Genomic DNA, 18,582 nt, shown 5'->3' on the forward strand with positions numbered 1-18,582 from the left:
GCAACACCGGGATCTTATTATAACGATGACCAAGCGTGATGTCGCTGGTCGTTATAGAGGTTCAGTTTTAGGACTTTTTTGGTCGTTTTTAAACCCCGTTTTTATGCTTCTAGTATACACGTTTGTATTTTCAGTTGTGTTTAATGCACGCTGGGGAGTCACCGAAGAGGAGACAAGCACTCAGTTTGCAGTTGTACTTTTTGCGGGGCTTGTCGTGCATAGTTTTTTTGCCGAGGTGTTAAGCAAAGCGCCTGGTCTGATCCTAGGAAGTTCTAACTATGTTAAAAAAGTGGTGTTTCCGTTAGAGATTCTACCCGCCATTGCATTAGGAGGAGCCATATTCCATACGGCCATAAGTCTGCTCGTGCTGCAGGTCGCGTACCTCTTTTTTACTGGCATCCCACCTTGGACAATCGTATTAACACCTTTCGTATTTTTTCCGTTAGCAATTCTGTCACTGGGTGTTGCCTGGATGCTAGCCGCTTTAGGTGTATTCTTGCGTGATATCGGTCAGTTTATTGGTGTCATTATAACGGTACTGTTATTTCTTTCACCTATTTTTTTTCCTATTGATAGATTGCCGGAAGAGTATCAGATATTGATTCTTCTGAATCCTCTAACCTTTATTATTGAGCAAGCTAGAGAAGTGCTGATTTGGGGGCGTTTACCCGATTGGAAAGGGTTGGTTGTTTATACTTTATTTTCTACTGCCTTTGCTTGGTTGGGGTATGCATGGTTTCAGAAGACCAGAAAAGGATTTGCAGATGTCCTCTAATGAAACAATAATCAGGGTTGATAATATTCATAAATATTATCAGGTTTATGATAAGCCCAATGACCGCTTGAAACAGTTTATTGTACCAAGGTTTAAAAAACTTATAGGTCAAGAAGGGGCTAAATACTTTAAAGAGTTTAAAGCGCTCAATAACGTTTCATTTGAAGTCAAAAAGGGTGAAACGGTTGGAATCATCGGTCGTAATGGCTCAGGTAAATCGACGCTGCTGCAGATGATATGCGGAACGCTGACACCTACACAGGGTGAAATTGAAACTCGTGGTCGTATTGCAGCACTACTGGAGCTAGGATCGGGCTTTAATCCAGAGTTCACTGGTCGCGAAAACGTCTATATGAACGCGACTGTGCTTGGTCTCACTACCGAGGAAGTTAATGATCGGTTCGACAGTATCGTTGAGTTTGCCGATATTGGAGACTTCATTGATCAGCCTATTAAAACGTATTCAAGCGGCATGGCTGTACGGCTTGCCTTCGCTGTAATAGCCCACGTAGATGCCGATATATTGGTTATTGATGAAGCTCTTTCGGTCGGTGATGCGTTTTTTGTTCAGAAGTGTATGCGTTTCTTACGCAAATTCATGGAGAACGGTACTGTCCTGTTTGTAAGCCACGATACTGGCGCCATAATTAACCTTTGTCAGCGAGTTGTATGGCTCGATAAGGGCGAGATCAAAATGATAGGCGAACCAAAGGACATCTCAAAAGAGTATTTAGCGGCGATGTACATCTCTCAGCAGGATGGTACGGCGCCCATGTCCGCTACTAATAAAAATAGAAGCACTGTTGGCTTGGAGCAAAATAGTGAGCCGGAAGATGCAAAAGATATGCGGTTGGATTTTATTAATACCACTCAGTATCGCAATGACATTGAAATAATAAAGTTCGATGAAAATTCTGAGGGTTTTGGTAGTGGTGGAGCCGTTATCAATTCGGCGCACCTTTTGGATGAGAATGGCGAGCGTCTGGCTTGGGTGGTAGGCGGTGAAAACGTTACGGTAAGAATCGAATGCACCTCCAATACATATATGACCAGTCCGATTGTCGGCTTCCTTGTCAAGGACAGGTTGGGTCAGCATCTCTTTGGCGACAACACCTATCTGACTTATTTGGAAGAGCCGGTGCACATAGCTGAAGGCGAAGTATTTGTTGCTAACTTCCAATTCAGAATGCCTGTGTTGCCCATGGGCGACTACTCCATGACGGTCGCCATCGCTGAGGGCAGCCAGCAGGGGCATGTGCAGCATCACTGGATGCATGACGCTATTGTTTTGAAATCACACAGCAGCAGTGTCAGTACTGGACTAGTCGGCGTACCTATGAAAAAGATTGAGATGACCAGTTTATGAATATTTATCAGCAAATGTTGAAGTCTTCATTTGTCTCGAAAGAGCCGTCGAAGTTTCCTAGTGCATGGCTTGGCCACATCCCGTTTGGGGCGTGGCTTGTGGAAACCGTAAAGCCAGACTGCCTGGTCGAGCTAGGAACCCACTACGGGCACTCCTATTTTTCTTTTTGTGAAAGCGTCGACAGAAACAGGCTACCCACTCGTTGCTACGCGGTAGATACCTGGGAAGGGGACGAGCACGCCGGCTTATACTCTGAACACGTATTCGATGTGGTCAGAAAGCACCATGATGAAAACTACACAGGCTTTTCCAAACTGCTGAAAATGACCTTCGACGAAGCAGTAGATAACTTTGCTGATGGCGATATCGATTTTCTGCATATTGATGGTTTACACAGCTATGAAGCCGTTAAACACGACTTTGAAACTTGGTTGCCAAAGCTCTCTGATCGAGCCGTGGTGCTGTTTCATGACACCAACGTGCGCGAGCGAGATTTTGGCGTCTGGAAGCTGTGGAGTGAATTAAAAGAGCACTATCCGCACATCATCTTTGAGCACTCGTTTGGCCTAGGTGTGCTGTTTGTCGGTAAAGAGCAGCCCGAAGCCGTTCTAGAGCTAGTAAAAGAGTGGGCCCAGCCGGAAGGCCATGCGTTCATACGTAAATATTTCGCAAAGCTTGGCGAAGTGATCGAGCAGCAATGGGTTATTACTCAACTGCATGAGGCCGTAGCAAATGCCAACCAGGAAATAGCCAAGCGCGATGATCTGGTTAATGAACTTAACATGGATATTCACGAGCGAGACCGCGTTATACAAGAGCACGTAAGTGCTGTTCAGGAACGAGACAGGGTTATACAAGAGCACGTAAGCGCTGTTCATGAGCGCGATAGTGTCATTCATGCGACGCAAAAAGCGTTGGCTGAAAGAGACAGTGAGTTTGAGCTGTTAAGTACGGATATTGACGAGCGCAATACCTTCCTTCTGGAACGTACCCAGCACCTGGTCGATAAGGAGCTCCAGCTAACGGAAGTGTTGAATTCCAAAAGCTGGAAGCTAACCAAGCCCCTTCGTGATGGCAATGTTCTCATCAAGCAGTGCCTGCGGGCAGCAGGGCTGATCAAGCCTGCGATACAGCGCGGCGGCGGAGTAAAAAGCACAGTACGCAAAGCCGTTGCAATCTATCGCCGCGAAGGCTTCGCAGGCCTCAAGCGAGGGTTTCGGTTGGTAGAAGCAACATCAGCCGTTGCTATGCCGCATGTCACCGACCCTGTTTATTTGGCAGCAATGAGTCACTCTTCAACGGAGTATCTAGCGCCCCGGGTGCTGATTGTTGCTGAATTCAGCATTCCGCAGTGTAAGAAGTATCGTGTCACTCAAAAACAGAAAATGTTCGAACACCTGGGTGTTGAGTGCACTGCTATTGACTGGAACGAGTCTGAACAAGCGATCAAAGCGCTACAGACCCACTCTATGGTGATTTTTTACCGCGTCCCTGGGTTTCCAAACGCAATAAGCATTATTGAAGAAGCCAAGCGTCTGAATATCCCAACGTATTGGGAAGTCGATGACCTGATCTTCGATCGCGAAATACTCCTTAATAGTAAAACGCTCGCGGGACTTGATAAAGATACTTTCCAGGGTCTGCTGACAGGGGCAGAGCTCTATTTAAAAGCCATGCTCAGCTGTGATTACGGCATCGCGTCTACTACGGGCCTTGCAGAAGCCATGCGACAAGCTGGTATGAATAGCGTCCAGGTGATTGAAAATGCGCTGGATGCACAGACAATGGTCGTGGCTGAAAAGGTAAACGATAAGCGCAAAACAGCGATTAAAGACGACGTGATTCGTATCGTGTACGGCTCGGGCACCAACACCCATAATGTCGATTTCCAAGAGGCCGTGCCTGCGCTGCTCGAAATTCTTGCTACCCATGACAATGTGCATTTCCGACTGATCGGCCTGCTGGATCTCCCTGCTGAGTTTGATCAGTTTGAGGCCCGTATTGAGCGCATTCCTGTCTGCTCCTATGAAGAGTATCTGGAGAGTCTGGCCGAGTGTGATATCAGCATCGCGCCCCTTGAACATTATGTGTTCAATGACTCCAAAAGCAATATCAAGTTTCTGGAAGCTGCCGCTGTGCAGGTACCCTCTGTCTGTTCGCCAAGGGCCGCTTTTACCAGCGCTATTACCCACGGTGTTGATGGTTTCCTTTGTGAAACGGACGAAGAGTGGACAGATGCATTTTCGCAATTGGTAAACAACGCTGAGCTGCGCGAAGAAATGGCGGCGAGTGCCCATGCGTTCGTGCTGCAAGCCTACTCACCTGAAAATATTGCCACACAGCAATTACAGCCACTGTTGCATGATTTCTCCGAGCTTGAAGTCAGCGAGACAGAGCCTAAAAAGCTCAGAGTGCTGGGGGTTAATTGTTACTACAAGCCACGTGCCTTCGGCGGGGCCACCGTGGTAGCGGCAGAGATGAACACGCGTCTGAACCAGCGCGATGATTTCGACATGCACATGTTTACCGCAGTGCCTACCAATGTAGCCGAGGCCTATCAGGTCCGGCGCTACGAAGCAGATGGTATCAATGTTTATGGCATGGGTTTGCCTGACGGCCTGGATGACAGAGCGCAATTCGATAACCCGAATGTTGTGCAAGCGTTAAGCGATGTGCTGGATGTGGTCAAGCCAGACATTGTGCATCTACACAGCATTCAAGGGATCGGCCTGCCGATTGTCGACCTCTGCAAAGAAAGAAACATCAAGTACGTAATTACCCTGCACGATGCGTGGTGGCTGTGCGGTCGCCAGTTCATGATTGATCGGCATGGAAAATTCTGCGGGCAGTACGTTATTGATAGAAAGATATGTGCCGTCTGCGTGAACAATGCAAGCCTTAACAATGAGCGTTTAAACAAGATGGACGACGCGCTCAGAGGCGCATCAGCATTGCTTGCACCTAGCCGTTTCTTTGCCGATTTCTTTATTGCCAACGGCTATTCAGAGAAAAAGGTACTGGTAAACAAAAATGGCGTTCGTAAGCCAAGTCCCATGCCCAAAATTCGCCACAACGGCCCCGTGCGGTTTGGCTATGTAGGCGGCAATACCGAAATCAAAGGCGTGCATCTTGTCAGAAAAGTCTTTACTGAGCTGAACGGGGCAGATGCAGAGCTCGTTATCGTTGATAATGCCATGAATCTCGGGTTTTCGACCTACGATTCCGGCACATTCAAGAACATTGAAAAGGTGGAAATCGTACCGGCCTATACCCAGGATACGATCGATAGCTTCTTTTCCAGTATTGATGTACTTCTATTCCCGACACAATGGAAAGAGAGCTTCGGCCTTACCGTCAGAGAGGCACTTGCCCGAGATGTCTGGGTCATCGCAACGGATGCCGGTGGCGTAGTCGAAGACATCATTCCCGGTGAAAATGGTATTATCATACCCTTCACCGACGAAGGGAAAGATTTGAAGGAAGCGGTTCTGGAGTCAATTCGCGTATTCAAGAATTACCAGCCTGGCGATGAAATCCAGCTGGAAAAAGGCCACCTTACGTATTTTGAAGACCAGGCAGAAGAGCTTGCGGATATGCTTGTCAATGTAGACAGCGGTCTTTACTCATCGGACGTTAATATCATCGAAACCAGTGAGTATCGGCATGCCAACCCAAGCTAATATGGCTAACCCAGAAACCACTGCCGTCATTGTTACGTATCACCCGGCACTTGACGTGCTGGGTGAGCTGGTTAACCGGCTTAGAAACCAGGTGAAGACTATACTCATCGTCGATAACGGTTCGGATGAAAATATTGCTGCCTGGAATGCAGCTCAGCAACATGCTGCTGACCATATTATCGCCTTGAAAGAAAATGCGGGCATTGCTGCGGCTCAAAACGCAGGTATTGCCTGGGCGAAGCAGCAAGGCGCAAGCCATGTGCTATTGATGGATCAGGATAGTTTGCCCGCCCATGATATGGTGGCTGAGTTGCACGCCGCCTTGACCGATAAACCGTCAGCTGCCGCTGCCGGGCCACGGTATATGGATAGGCGCCAGAAAAATCCACCTCCGTTTCTGCAAATTCGTAACTGGCGATTGTTTCGCCATAGTTGTGAAACAAGCTGCGATGTTTTACCCGTTGATTACCTGATTGCTTCGGGATGCCTTATTCCGATGCCGGTGTTTGATAAGGTAGGTGATATGCGCGATGATCTATTCATCGACTATGTGGATATAGAGTGGGGACTACGGGCAGGTCACCATGGGTTCCAAAGCTATGGCGTATGCAGCGCACATATGGAACATAGCCTGGGCGAAGCGCCGATTAAGTTTCGCGGGCGAAAGATTCCTCTGCACAGCCCGCTACGCCATTATTATCACTTCCGCAACGCTGTGCTGCTTTATCGCACGGGTTGGGTGCCATTACAGTGGAAGTGCGTAGATGCGTGGCGTCTTCTGTTAAAGTATGGTTTCTACACGCTATATGCCAAGCCTCGCCGACAGCATTTCATGAAAATGACTAGTGGCTTATTACACGGTCTTATCGGGCGCGCTGGTAAATATAAATAGCTAATAGATATAAGTGCGGCTAAGTGATGGTATTTAAGCACAGGATCTTTTTGCTTAGCGATATGCCAAATGCGTATTGTGTCTTATAACTGCCGTTTGCGGTATGGCGAGATGATGAAAAAAGCCTCGGAGATAATCGAGGCTTGTACAATATTATTCCTTTTTCTTTATGAGTGTTGCCGACCATCCACCGCCAGGATTGAGTGGAATATCGATAGTTTCTCCTTCAGGCAGTTCATAATATTGCTTTACATATTTCTGATATTCAAAATCTTGGAGGTTGTCAACGCTAAAGGAATGGTAGGATGACACAGCTATTACACAAAGTAGCAAGCTATAAAAAATATTCTTCAACAAAACTCTTTGTCTGGAAATAATGAAAACTAAGCAGGCTACCCAGACAATATTGGTAACGATGAAATATCGTCCACCAACATTACCATTAATTAATATTGGAAGCTGTGCTTGATCAAGGCTAATCATAGGCTTGGCTAATGCAAAGCCAATCATTAGGGCTGAAAAGCCAATAAATATAGCCATTCGCCATCCGCCTTTTAGAAGAACATAACTCAGGAGGCCACACGAAATAAGAGTGACAAATAAGTTAAGCCAAGCCATTTGCCAAACATGGTGTATAGCTTCGGGGGGCAGAAATGAGCCAAGGAATACTCTAGCAGAGAGAATATTAAAGAGAACCTCGGGGGTTAATCCAAGTGGTGCAGGCGACCTTCCTGATGAAAAAAGAAATATGCTAGCTATTTGTATTAAACAAATAGCTATAAAAAATATATTGAAGAGTTTTCTGTAAAAATTGCATGTAAATAAAAACTCTTTCATGGCTTTAATTAGATTGTAATTATTCTCTGCCAAATATTTTAGCCCATAGAGTGGCGCTATAAATACAATAAAAGGACCGCTCAACCCGGCAATGACAAGTACTATTATATCATGTGCTTTTGCTAATAAATTATTCGGCAAGTTCGCAGCTATAATCATGCATAAATATAGAGAGAGATACCAGTGCGCATTGGTTATATTAGGGTGTACCTCCCATATTCCAGGCATTAAGAGATAGTACACTGATATTACAACTTTCTCTTTAGGGCCAACCCACCCCATCCGTGGTGTGAACAGGAAACAAACTGGCAAGCAACGTATAATAAGGCCAATAAGATTGGATACAAACGGAGCCATCTCTAGAGGGAAAAGTGATGCGATTCCCATCGTGAGCCTAGAAATAGTTTGAAAATATCCGTCTTGTGGAGAAAACAAGGGCGAGAAAAACCCTTGATTAAAAGCTTGTGAAAACCAAATTGCCCCATCTTCGGCCCAAAACTGAGCATTCAACAAGGCTTCGGGACGACGAAGGAAAAGTATCAGAAATGCTACAGTGAAGGCTATTGCGGGAGCAGTGTAATTGTTACTTGAGATAGCGCGTGCTGTACCTAACTTATCCAAGTTTAGCAGATGTTGCATAATGGTCAGCTCTTATCCATATTTATGTTTGAATCCCTTTCGACTAGGTATAGAGGCCTATTCTTCGACTCGATATAAAGCCTACCAATATACTCACCAAGTACGCCTATTGAGATAAGCTGTACTGAGCCAAAAAAAAGTATTGCAGACATGATTGATGCATAACCTGGCCAATCAACTCCAAAAATAATAGTGCGTATAATAATATACGACATATAAATAAGGCTTAACATGGCTACGCTTAATCCAATATATGTCCATACCCTTAATGGCCATGTGGAAAAGCTTGTCAGGCCATCAATGGCAAAATTCCATAGCTTCCAAGCATTCCACTTTGTCTGTCCTGCATGTCGGGCTGGACGACTGTACTCTACGCCAATGGAGCTGAAGCCTGGCCATGCGAACATGCCTTTCATGAAACGGTTGCGCTCGGGCAATTTCTTCAGGGCCTCGACCACCTTGCGATCCATTAAGCGGTAGTCGCCTGTGTTGGCCGGTATCTCAGTATGTGAAAGCCAATTAAAGACCCGATAGAACATATTGGCTGATGCCCGTTTTCCTCGAGTGTCCTCGTTACGATCCCGACGCAAGCCATAGACCGTATCGTAGCCCTCTTGCCAGAGCCTAAAGAACTCATTGATTAACTTGGGAGGATCTTGCAGGTCTACATCCATCGGAATTACAGCGTCACCGGTTGCATGATCTAGCCCTGCGGTCATGGCGGCTTCTTTGCCAAAATTACGAGACAACTTGATATATCGTACTCGTCCATCATCTTCTTGGGCGCGTTCGATCTCTGCAATTGTGTTGTCGGAAGAACCATCGTCTACAAATAAAATTTCCAACTCAGCGGGAAGCGTAGTCAGATGTTCGTTGATAGCTGCCAAGAATGTGCCGATCGATTCTTCTTCATCTAGAACTGGCACGATGAGGGAGAGTGTCGGTTTTTTCGCGTCGTGAGTCATCAATATCAATCTTCTTTGATCTTAAAGGCCCAAAGGGATGAGGCAAGATACGTTAGAATGGGTACACACACGGTAGCTATTGCCACGGAAACGAAGTCTCCTAGGGAAAGCGCAAGACATAGCGTCAGAATCACATTATTTGCGAGGAATCCGCCGATGGCTACGAGCAGGAAGCGACGCATCGACCCTCGCGTACGAAATGTTATATAACGGTGACCGTAGAAAGAAACGAGAAAAGCACCCAAAAAGGCGATAATGTTAGCGGAATAGGGGGAGATGCTTGCGTGGAAGGCGAAAACGAGCGCAACTATAAATAGGTGTGTGGCTGTTGCCGCGCCACCCACGATGAGAAATCGAAACGGACGGAGTGCGTCATTGTTGAATAAGTTTTCGAGTCGTTGCATCCAGCACCCCTTGAAATAGGGCAATATGATACTAAGTTTGGTCTTGTCTGCCTACGTCTCTTGCTACTGGCCTGTGCTTTTCATGGCTATCGCATAGTAAATCTCCGCTATCCGAGTATTGCTTCTACTACCCTTCAGACGCCATTCACGCGATGAATAGAAAAGCTTGTTTGTGTATTTATACAATGCTTAGCGAGCGCCTATTTTATGTTTTTTTTCATCATTGAAGCTTTAACTTAGAACGCTAGCGCTAGTTGTACAGAGATAAAAATTTGAATGTAGAAAATTGTCTACATTGTATAAGAGGTAGCCTACAACTACGTCTTTTTGTCGTGATGGAAAACTCGCAACAATTCAAGTCTCTCACAACAGTCTACACATAAGAAATTTCCCATCTTAGCAAAGCAACAAAACAAATGGTAAGCAGAGGTAGCTCGGAACCTTTGATAGCGCGACCATGTATGGCATGGCTGCTGCGACTCTGATGTATCCGTTGGGCATAACATAAACCAACGGGCAGGCTGATACCCATTCGGACAGCGAATGCCGTTCAGCCATTGCTGATTGCGTCAGGGCATTAGTCACGAGAGGCACGCCCGACCGCCGTCGCTAAGTAGGGTTTGGCGTACTGTCCTATCTCGCGCTGCTCTGAGCATTAGGGTAGAGTTGCTGCTCATTATTCACCAAACTGTGCACTATTAAAGCGTGCACAATTGGCTTTATCTCTACTTCTGTTACGTTTGAATGGTAACTATAAGCTACCAAAGCGTTTTCCAGGCTATCCAAACATGAGTGCCGTTAATATACCATTGCATTAATTATGGTAGGTGAGCGTTGTATGGGTAATGCTTGTGTTTTTGGTTAATGAACTTTTGACAGTAAGCGGTGGGGTTGAAATGAATATTTTAGTAACAGGTGGGGCAGGGTTCATCGGTTCAGCAGTGATTCGCTACCTAATCGAGCAGACTGAACACTCAGTGGTAAATGTAGATGCTCTGACCTACGCCGGTAACCTTGAATCACTGACGGCGGTTGAAGAAAATGAGCGTTACGCGTTTGAGCAGGCCGATATTGGTGACGCGGGCAGCATGGCAGCCATTTTTGATCGCTACCAGCCCGATGCGGTAATGCACTTGGCGGCAGAATCTCACGTAGACCGCTCCATTGATGGCCCTGCAGCTTTTATCCAGACCAATATTGTGGGCACTTACACACTGCTGGAAGCGGCTCGCCATTACTGGAAAAGCCTACAGGCAAGCGCGCCGGAAAAAGCCGCAGCCTTCCGTTTCCACCATATTTCTACCGACGAAGTGTATGGCGACCTGGAAGGGCCGGAAGACCTGTTTACTGAAGAAACCCCATACGCCCCCAGCTCGCCTTACTCAGCCAGCAAGGCAAGTTCTGATCACCTGGTACGTGCGTGGCACCGTACCTACGGTTTACCGGTGCTGGTCACCAACTGTTCCAATAACTACGGGCCTTACCACTTCCCGGAAAAACTCATCCCGCTGATGATTCTGAATGCTCTGGCGGGTAAGCCACTGCCGGTTTACGGCAATGGCCAGCAGGTGCGCGATTGGCTGTATGTAGAAGACCACGCCCGTGCGCTGGTGAAAGTAGTGACCGAAGGTGTAGTAGGTGAAACCTATAACATTGGCGGGCATAACGAGAAAGCCAATCTGGAAGTGGTTGAAACGCTATGCGATCTGCTGCAAGAGCTGGTACCCGCCGAGCACAGCTACCGCGATCTGATTACGTTCGTACAGGATCGCCCGGGCCACGACCTGCGTTACGCCATTGATGCAAGCAAGATCGAACGCGAGCTGGGCTGGAGCCCGGAAGAGACGTTTGAAACCGGGCTGCGCAAAACCGTTCAATGGTATCTGGAAAACCGCAGCTGGTGGCAGCGCGTGCAGGATGGTAGTTACCAGGGTGAGCGTTTGGGTAGTCTGTAATATTAGGCTGAACGGCCACGCTTCATTTTGACCTAAAGGAATCGGTTATGAAGGTTTTAATTACCGGCGGCAGCGGTCAGGTAGGTTTTGAGTTACAGCGCCAGCTCGCCACGCTGGGGGACGTGTTGGCGCCCGGCAGAGCTGAGCTGGATCTTTCAGACGCCAATGCCGTCAATGCCTATTTGGCAAAGCAACAGCCCGATGTGATTGTGAATGCGGCGGCCTACACGGCGGTAGATAACGCCGAATCAGACCGAGCCATGGCTGAACGACTGAACGCTGAACTGCCAGCCCAATTGGCCGAATACTGCCAACAAAATTCCAATTGGTTGATACATTACTCCTCAGATTATGTATACACCGGGGAAGGCAGTACTCCTTGGCAAGAGGGCGATGCCACCGGGCCGTGCAACGCCTATGGGGCAACCAAGTTAGCGGGTGATGAAGCGGTGGCCAACAGTGGCTGCCAACATCTGATTTTTCGTACCAGCTGGGTGTACAGCGCCTTTGGCAAAAGCTTTTTGGCTACCATGCTGCGGCTGGGCGCTGAGCGTTCGGCATTAAGCATTATCAATGATCAGATTGGTGCGCCAACCCCTGCGCGCTTGATTGCGCTGGTGACGCAGCAGGCGTTAACTAGACTACAAAGTGAGGGCGCAGCCCTGACTAGCGGGGTGTATCATCTGGCCCCCCGCGGGGAAACCAGCTGGCACGGTTTCGCCTGCGAAATTTTTCAGGTGGCGAAGAAAGCTGGGATATCGCTTGCGATTGCTCCCGAGGGCGTTTCAGCAATCCCGACCACTGAGTACCCTACACCGGCTGCGCGCCCGCTGAATTCCCGGCTAGCAGTAGATAAGATAGAGAAAGCGTTGGCTATTCAAATGCCTACTTGGCAGAGCCAGCTGGCGCTTACCGTGGAAGAAATTGCAAGCTCGCGTTAGCACCCGAGCAATAAGCAAGGAGCAACAACGATGCAACGTAAAGGCATAATTCTGGCGGGAGGCAGCGGTACCCGCTTGCACCCCATTACCCGTGGTGTTTCCAAGCAGCTGCTGCCCATTTACGACAAGCCGATGATTTATTATCCCATCTCGGTACTCATGTTGGCGGGCATTCGCGAAATTCTGATTATCTCAACGCCAGAAGATCTTCCTCAATACGAAAATCTACTAGGCGATGGCAGCACTTTCGGCGTGCGTTTTGAATATGCGGTTCAGCCAAGCCCAGACGGCCTGGCTCAAGCGTTCCTGATTGGTGAAGAGTTCATTGGGGATGCGCCGGTATGTCTCGTATTGGGCGACAACATCTTCCACGGTCAGCACTTCTCTGAGCAACTGAAGCGCGCCTCTGACCAGGCAAGTGGGGCTACCGTATTTGGGTATCTGGTAAAAGACCCTGAGCGCTTTGGCGTAGTGGAGTTTGATGAAGATGGCAAGGCGGTTTCCATTGAAGAGAAGCCTAAAAAGCCTAAGTCACCCTATGCGGTAACCGGCCTTTACTTCTACGACAATGATGTAGTGGAAATTGCCCGCCAGGTGAAACCTTCAGAGCGTGGTGAGCTGGAAATTACCAGCATCAACAACGCCTACCTGGAGCGTGGCGATTTACGTGTTGAGCGGCTTGGCCGCGGCTTTGCGTGGTTGGATACCGGTACCCACGACAGCCTGCTGGAAGCCAGCCAGTACGTACAAACCATTGAGCATCGCCAAGGCCTGAAAGTAGCTTGCCTGGAAGAAATAGCTTGGCAGCACGGTTGGCTTAGCAATGAAGCGCTGCACGAAAGTGCCTCGGCACTGGCCAAAACTGGCTACGGTCAATACCTGTTACATCTTTTAGATGCAAAAGGGGATCAGTAATGCAAGTCGAAAAAACCTCCCTTTCTGAGGTGGTGATTTTAACCCCCAAGGTATTCGGTGACGAACGCGGCTTTTTCATGGAAAGCTTTAACCAGCAGGCATTTGAAGAGGCTACCGGCAGCAAGCGCAGCTTTGTGCAAGACAACCACTCGCGTTCCCGGCAAGGGGTGCTGCGTGGCATTCACTACCAGCTAGAACAGCCTCAGGGGAAACTGGTACGCGTAGTTCAGGGCAGCGTATGGGATGTAGCTGTCGATTTACGCCGTGATTCAGAACAGTTTGGCCAATGGGTAGGGGTCGAGCTTTCTGCCGAAAATAATCGCCAGCTTTGGGTGCCTGAAGGTTTTGGGCACGCCTTTGTGGTGCTGTCTGAAACGGCTGACTTCCTATACAAGACAACCGATTTCTACCATCCTGAATCCGAGCGCTGCATTCGTTTTGACGACCCTGATTTGGGTATTACATGGCCAGAGCTGCCGGTACCATTTGCACTATCGGAAAAGGACCAAGCAGGTAGCGCGTTCAAATCAGCGGACGTATATAACAAGTTGTAACCGTAAGCTTCCTCAAGCGGTAATGTACTTTAGATTCATGCATTGCCGCCTTTCGTACCTATCTTTTATGCCACGCTGGTTAACCAGTGTGGCATTTTTTATCGATAGGGCATTGCGTGCTTCATAGCTATGTTCAGCCCATGCCCAGCGGAAACACAATACGATGAAAGTTAATCTTTCAGCCGCATAAGAAAATGATCAAGCTGACAAAAGGTCACCAATGTAGAGCCTTACCCGTTAATCCCTTACAATGGCGCGTGCTTTTTTGGTAGTAAAGGTTTAGGAAATTCATCCGCACAGCGTAGGGCAAGGGAATATGCCCGTAACAATCCTTGGGCGGTAGCGTGCCTTTTTTCTGGAAATTACCATGTCGAATACTTCTATTTCTATTGCACGTCCAGCGCGCATGCTACTGGCCGTGTTAGGCGTCGCCTTGATAAGTGGCTGTACCACTTACCCAAAGAGCAACGCGCAGCCCGCGCAATATGTATTAAACAACGACCCCGCCACGCTACTACAGGATGAGAGCCTCAATGACTTTCTCTCCAACTCGCCAGCAGGCGCGGTGCTAAACGTAGGCCGCAGCCCTTGGGGCCATAACGTTGAGATTGTTGCCGACGCACCTTACCTGGCGGCCAGCGGGCGTGAGTGTCGTAAGCTTCGGGTAGTAGAGATGGGCAGCACCGCACGCAACGCTTTGGTATGCGAAACACCTAACGGCTGGGTGAATCAGCGCGTGGTTACCCAAATGGATTCAACTGCAACGCAAGGGCGCTATTAATGAACGTTTTACGCTTACTCAAACGCCCGCTTGCAGTTGTTGCCCTGGTCGTGGTCGGTAGCAGTGCTGCAAGTTCAGTATGGGCACAAAGCATTAGCCTGCCTAACAGTATCGTGCCCTCCCAGCAGCAAGGCCAACTGCAAGACCAATCCCAAGGTGAAGTGAACGACACCCCCCGGGCAGATTGGCGCAGTGGCACGTACGGCCCAATCGCCACGCCTCCGCGCGACCCCGATATGCTGCCCCCCTTTGGCGCCAATCTGTTTACCGGTGGCTTTCGCGGCGCCATGGGCGATGGCTTGAATTCAGATTACCAGGTAAAACCCGGTGATCAGGTGACCGTCCGCGCCTGGGGCGCGTTTGAGTTTGATCGCGTACTACCGGTAGATGCCCAAGGCAATATTTTCATCCCTGGTTCAGGTCCGCTCAACATTGAAGGCCAGAACAGCCAGCAGGTAGATAACAGCGTACGCCGGGCGATTACCTCGGTTTACCCGGATAACGTAGAGGTCTACACCAACCTGCAGGGCGTTCAGCCCGTGGCCGTCTTCGTAACCGGCTATGTCGAAAACCCCGGCCGCTACGCAGGCACACCCAATGACTCCCTGCTGTACTTCCTTGACCAGGCAGGCGGCATTGATCAGGACTTGGGCAGCTACCGTCAAATTCGCGTACTGCGTAATAGCCAGACCGTCGCCACGGTGGATCTATACGATTTCCTGATCGACGGCAGCATTGCGCGCCCGCAGTTTCAGGATGGCGATACCATCGTGGTGGAAGAGCGCGGCCCGGCGATTGCCGTAGGCGGCGATGTACACCGCGAACACCGCTACGAGCTAGTAGGTAACCAGCTAAGCGGCGCCGAACTTGTGAACCTGGCGCGTTTAAAGAGTGGCGTTTCCCATGTGCTGCTGCGCGGCAGCCGAGAAGAGGGCCCAATCGCCCAGTATTACCCCCTCGACATGTTCTACGGCCAAACCATCCGCAGCGGTGATGAAGTACTGTTTAGTGCTGACAAGCGCAGCGAAACCATTGTGGTAGAAGTGGAGGGCAGCTACTACGGGCCTTCGCGTTATGCGCTACCTCGCGATGCTCGCCTGAGCGAACTGCTGGATGCCATTGCCGTGCCTGAACGCATGACCGCCGTTGAAAGCATTTCACTCCAGCGTGAAAGCGTTAAAGAGCAGCAGCGCCAATCTATGGAAGACAGTTTACGCCGCCTGGAAACCACCTATCTAAGTGCGCCTTCAAGCACCAATGAGGAAGCTCAGGTACGCGCCCAGGAAGCCCAACTGATCCAGGATTTCGTAGCACGTGCCCGCGAGCTTGAACCCAGTGGCCGCATGGTCGTGGCCTATGATGGACGCATTTCCGATATACGCCTGCAAGATGGCGATATCATCACTATTCCAGAAATCAGCGATTCCATGCTGATCAGCGGTGAAGTGCTAGTGCCCCAAGCTGCCGTTTACCGCCCCGGCATGAACGTGATCGACTACATCGAAAGCGCCGGCGGCTTTACCCAGCGTGCGGATGACGACCATATCCTGATCGTTCGCCAGAACGGCGCGGTAGAAAACGCCCGTAAGGTAAACCTGCGCCCCGGCGACGAAATCCTCGTGATGCCCGCCGCGCCCACTCACAACCTTCAGCTAGCCGCCACGCTCACGCAGATCCTCTACCAGGTAGCCGTCGCCACCCGCGTAGCGGTTGATCTGTGATCGTTGGTAAATGGTAAGCGCGGTGCCCCGTAGCGCGTGGTAACGAGCGCAGCGAGGCACCCGCGTATGGGCGGCGCCAGCCGCCCTAAGCCTGCAACAGCAAAAAATCGTAGGATAACCCCAATGGCCGATAACCCAACGGCACCCCGTGGCGCTCGTACGCCCTGGCAGGTAACCCGCAGCGTGTGGTACGCCATGTTCATGCGCGAAGCCATTTCGCGCACCATGAGCGATCGCATGGGTTGGTTCTGGATGATTTTTGAGCCGGTGGCTTTTATTGGCATTATGGTAGGCATACGCAGTTTCGTAAGTGGCGATCGCCTTATCGTTAACGCACCTTTTATTCCCTGGATGATTGCCGGGTTGATGGGATTCTCATTAGCCCGAGAAGGGATGTTACGCGGAATGGGGGCAATAGAAGCCAATGGAGCTCTGTTTGCCTATCGTCAAGTACAACCAGTTGACCCCGTATTAGTTAGAAATTTTTTGGAAGGCATGTTACGTAGCCTCGTGTTTTTAATTTTTATTGGGGGAGGAGTGTTACTTGGGTTGGAAATCTACCCTGATAACGCGTTGCGTGCGCTATATGCTTGGTTTTCCTTATGGTGTTTAGGGTTAGGTGCTGGCTTAGTGACGTCAGTGGGTGCCACTTTGATACCTGAACTAGGCAGATTGGTTCGTATGCTTTCATTACCCCTGTTAATTATTTCCGGCGTAATTTTTCCTCTTAATCAAATGCCACACTGGTTGCTTGAATACCTAATGCTTAATCCTATTCCACATGGGTTGGAAACTCTACGGCTAGGCTTTTTTGAAAACTATAAAACCATTCACGGCACCAGCATGCTGTACTTCTGGATGGTAACGCTTACGTTGAATGCGCTAGGACTATTAATGCACCTACGCTTTGTTGATCGGTTAAAGGCCAAATAACCCATGCAAGTATCGTTAACACGTTTTGTTAAACAATCGCCCCACTGGGCGCTGGCTTTAATCGCTATTGTACTGGTGAGTTTTTACTGGTTTGTATGGGCAGAAGATCGCTATGTTTCCCGTGCAACGGTTGTGCTGGAAAGTCCTCAGGTAGCCACACCGGAATTTAACCTTTCATCGCTAATGGGCGGAGGGGCAGGCAATACAGCTGACTTGCTTCTGCTTCGTGAACATCTGCTTTCCGTGGATATGCTGCGCTTGCTGGATAGACAGTTGGGTATTCGCCAGCACTATAGCGAGCACGGTGACTTTTTCGCCCAATTGCGTAATCCTGATGTGCCCATTGAAGAACTGCACAAATACTACCTGCGCCGTGTAGAAGTAGAGCTGGACGAATACGCAGGTGTGTTGAATATTCGCGTTCAAGGTTATACGCCTGAATTTGCCCACGATATGGCATCGCTACTTCTGGAGGCGGGCGAAAACCACATGAATGAAATGGGCCACCGCCTAGCCGATGAACAGGTGCATTTTCTAGAAAGGCAAATGGTTCGCCTAGATGAACGTTTTACTGAAACTCGCCAAGCGCTATTGGATTATCAAAATGAATATGGGTTGGTATCGCCTACCGATACAGTAGCAAGTATCAACCAAGTGGTTGCAACGCTTGAGGCGGATTTAGCCCGCCTGCAAGCGCAGCGCAATGCATTAGCCAGCTATCAAAGTACGCAGTCCGCTGAGCTACGCCAAGTGGAACGCAATATTACTGCGCTACGCGATCAAATAGTTGAACAGCGGGATCGTATTGCCCAAGCATCGGGAGATTCCTTAAACAGCGTTTCAGCGCAATATGAAACGTTAGAGCTACAAGCGCAGTTTGCCCAGGAAACCTACTCCAGTGCCCTTGCTGCGTTAGAAAACACCCGTTTAGAAGCCGCCCGCCAACTCAAACAGGTAAGCGTGCTGCAAAGCCCGCTATTCCCCGAATACCCCACAGAACCCAACCGCCTTTACAACAGCAGCGTCTTCGCCATCATCACTATATTCCTGGCCTTCATCTTCAGCATGTTAATGATGATTATCAAAGACCACCGTGATTGATTGAGCGTGAATGCTAGGACACGTAGCGCGTGGTAACGAATCTCGCGAGGCACGAGCGAATGAGGCACCCGCAGCGGCAGCCCGGCACGGATGGCGGCTGCCAAGCCGCCCCGGCCGTGCCAC

15 protein-coding genes are annotated in these 18,582 nt (G+C 49.3%); 12 read left to right on the forward strand and 3 right to left on the reverse strand.

Features of this window, described 5'->3' with window-relative positions; genetic code table 11:
• The first annotated feature begins 25 nt into the window (after window positions 1–25).
• The 4 genes from ELY25_RS00295 (at window position 26) to ELY25_RS00310 (ending at window position 6,713) form a co-directional block, all read left to right on the forward strand.
• Window positions 26–775, forward strand: a complete 750-nt coding sequence (locus ELY25_RS00295) for an ABC transporter permease (protein ID WP_236995602.1) — start codon at window positions 26–28, stop codon at window positions 773–775.
• A complete protein-coding gene (locus ELY25_RS00300) occupies window positions 765–2,141 on the forward strand; it encodes an ABC transporter ATP-binding protein (protein WP_126949317.1) in 1,377 nt (458 codons plus the stop codon). Before ELY25_RS00295 ends, ELY25_RS00300 begins: the two co-directional genes overlap by 11 nt.
• A gap of 98 nt (window positions 2,142–2,239) precedes the next feature.
• Window positions 2,240–5,821 (forward strand): class I SAM-dependent methyltransferase, encoded by a 3,582-nt coding sequence (locus tag ELY25_RS00305; RefSeq protein ID WP_221885486.1) that lies wholly within the window; start codon window positions 2,240–2,242, stop codon window positions 5,819–5,821.
• Window positions 5,805–6,713 carry a glycosyltransferase family 2 protein gene (locus tag ELY25_RS00310; RefSeq protein WP_221885403.1) on the forward strand — a complete coding sequence of 303 codons (909 nt, stop codon included), beginning with the start codon at window positions 5,805–5,807 and terminating at the stop codon, window positions 6,711–6,713. Before ELY25_RS00305 ends, ELY25_RS00310 begins: the two co-directional genes overlap by 17 nt.
• A gap of 153 nt (window positions 6,714–6,866) precedes the next feature.
• Here the strand turns inward: ELY25_RS00310 and ELY25_RS00315 are convergent, their stop codons facing one another.
• From ELY25_RS00315 to ELY25_RS00325, 3 genes are read right to left on the reverse strand one after another with little or no spacing between them, the layout of a single operon-like run.
• Window positions 6,867–8,189, reverse strand: a complete 1,323-nt coding sequence (locus tag ELY25_RS00315) for a glucosyl transferase (protein WP_126949319.1) — start codon at window positions 8,187–8,189, stop codon at window positions 6,867–6,869.
• A 5-nt stretch (window positions 8,190–8,194) separates the two neighbouring features.
• Window positions 8,195–9,154: a glycosyltransferase family 2 protein gene (locus tag ELY25_RS00320; protein WP_126949320.1), complete on the reverse strand. Its 960-nt coding sequence runs from the start codon at window positions 9,152–9,154 to the stop codon at window positions 8,195–8,197.
• Between the two features lie 5 nt (window positions 9,155–9,159).
• Complete coding sequence (locus ELY25_RS00325) at window positions 9,160–9,558, reverse strand: GtrA family protein (protein WP_126949321.1); 399 nt, start codon at window positions 9,556–9,558, stop codon at window positions 9,160–9,162.
• Between the two features lie 896 nt (window positions 9,559–10,454).
• Between ELY25_RS00325 and rfbB the strand changes: the two genes are divergently transcribed.
• The 8 genes from rfbB to ELY25_RS00365 all read left to right on the forward strand — a co-directional run bounded on the left by rfbB (window position 10,455) and on the right by ELY25_RS00365 (window position 18,459).
• On the forward strand, window positions 10,455–11,513 hold the full coding sequence (gene rfbB, locus ELY25_RS00330) for a dTDP-glucose 4,6-dehydratase (RefSeq protein ID WP_126949322.1): 1,059 nt from the start codon (window positions 10,455–10,457) through the stop codon (window positions 11,511–11,513).
• A gap of 47 nt (window positions 11,514–11,560) precedes the next feature.
• Window positions 11,561–12,454 (forward strand): dTDP-4-dehydrorhamnose reductase, encoded by an 894-nt coding sequence (gene rfbD / locus ELY25_RS00335; RefSeq protein ID WP_126949323.1) that lies wholly within the window; start codon window positions 11,561–11,563, stop codon window positions 12,452–12,454.
• A 30-nt stretch (window positions 12,455–12,484) separates the two neighbouring features.
• A complete protein-coding gene (gene rfbA, locus ELY25_RS00340; protein ID WP_126949324.1) occupies window positions 12,485–13,369 on the forward strand; it encodes a glucose-1-phosphate thymidylyltransferase RfbA in 885 nt (294 codons plus the stop codon).
• Window positions 13,369–13,923, forward strand: coding sequence for a dTDP-4-dehydrorhamnose 3,5-epimerase (gene rfbC, locus ELY25_RS00345; protein ID WP_126949325.1), 555 nt, complete (start codon window positions 13,369–13,371; stop codon window positions 13,921–13,923). Before rfbA ends, rfbC begins: the two co-directional genes overlap by 1 nt.
• Before the next feature lie 367 nt (window positions 13,924–14,290).
• Window positions 14,291–14,704: a DVU3141 family protein gene (locus tag ELY25_RS00350; protein ID WP_126949326.1), complete on the forward strand. Its 414-nt coding sequence runs from the start codon at window positions 14,291–14,293 to the stop codon at window positions 14,702–14,704.
• Window positions 14,704–16,425 (forward strand): polysaccharide biosynthesis/export family protein, encoded by a 1,722-nt coding sequence (locus ELY25_RS00355; protein WP_126949327.1) that lies wholly within the window; start codon window positions 14,704–14,706, stop codon window positions 16,423–16,425. The genes ELY25_RS00350 and ELY25_RS00355 overlap by 1 nt, the downstream gene beginning before the upstream one ends.
• A gap of 123 nt (window positions 16,426–16,548) precedes the next feature.
• Window positions 16,549–17,358, forward strand: coding sequence for an ABC transporter permease (locus ELY25_RS00360; RefSeq protein WP_126949563.1), 810 nt, complete (start codon window positions 16,549–16,551; stop codon window positions 17,356–17,358).
• Between the two features lie 3 nt (window positions 17,359–17,361).
• Entirely contained in the window at window positions 17,362–18,459 is a 1,098-nt protein-coding gene (locus tag ELY25_RS00365; protein ID WP_126949328.1) for a KpsE/RkpR family capsule polysaccharide export protein, read from the forward strand.
• The last annotated feature ends 123 nt before the right edge of the window (window positions 18,460–18,582 follow it).

The organism is Vreelandella populi (assembly GCF_003989825.1).
Classification (GTDB): domain Bacteria; phylum Pseudomonadota; class Gammaproteobacteria; order Pseudomonadales; family Halomonadaceae; genus Vreelandella; species Vreelandella populi.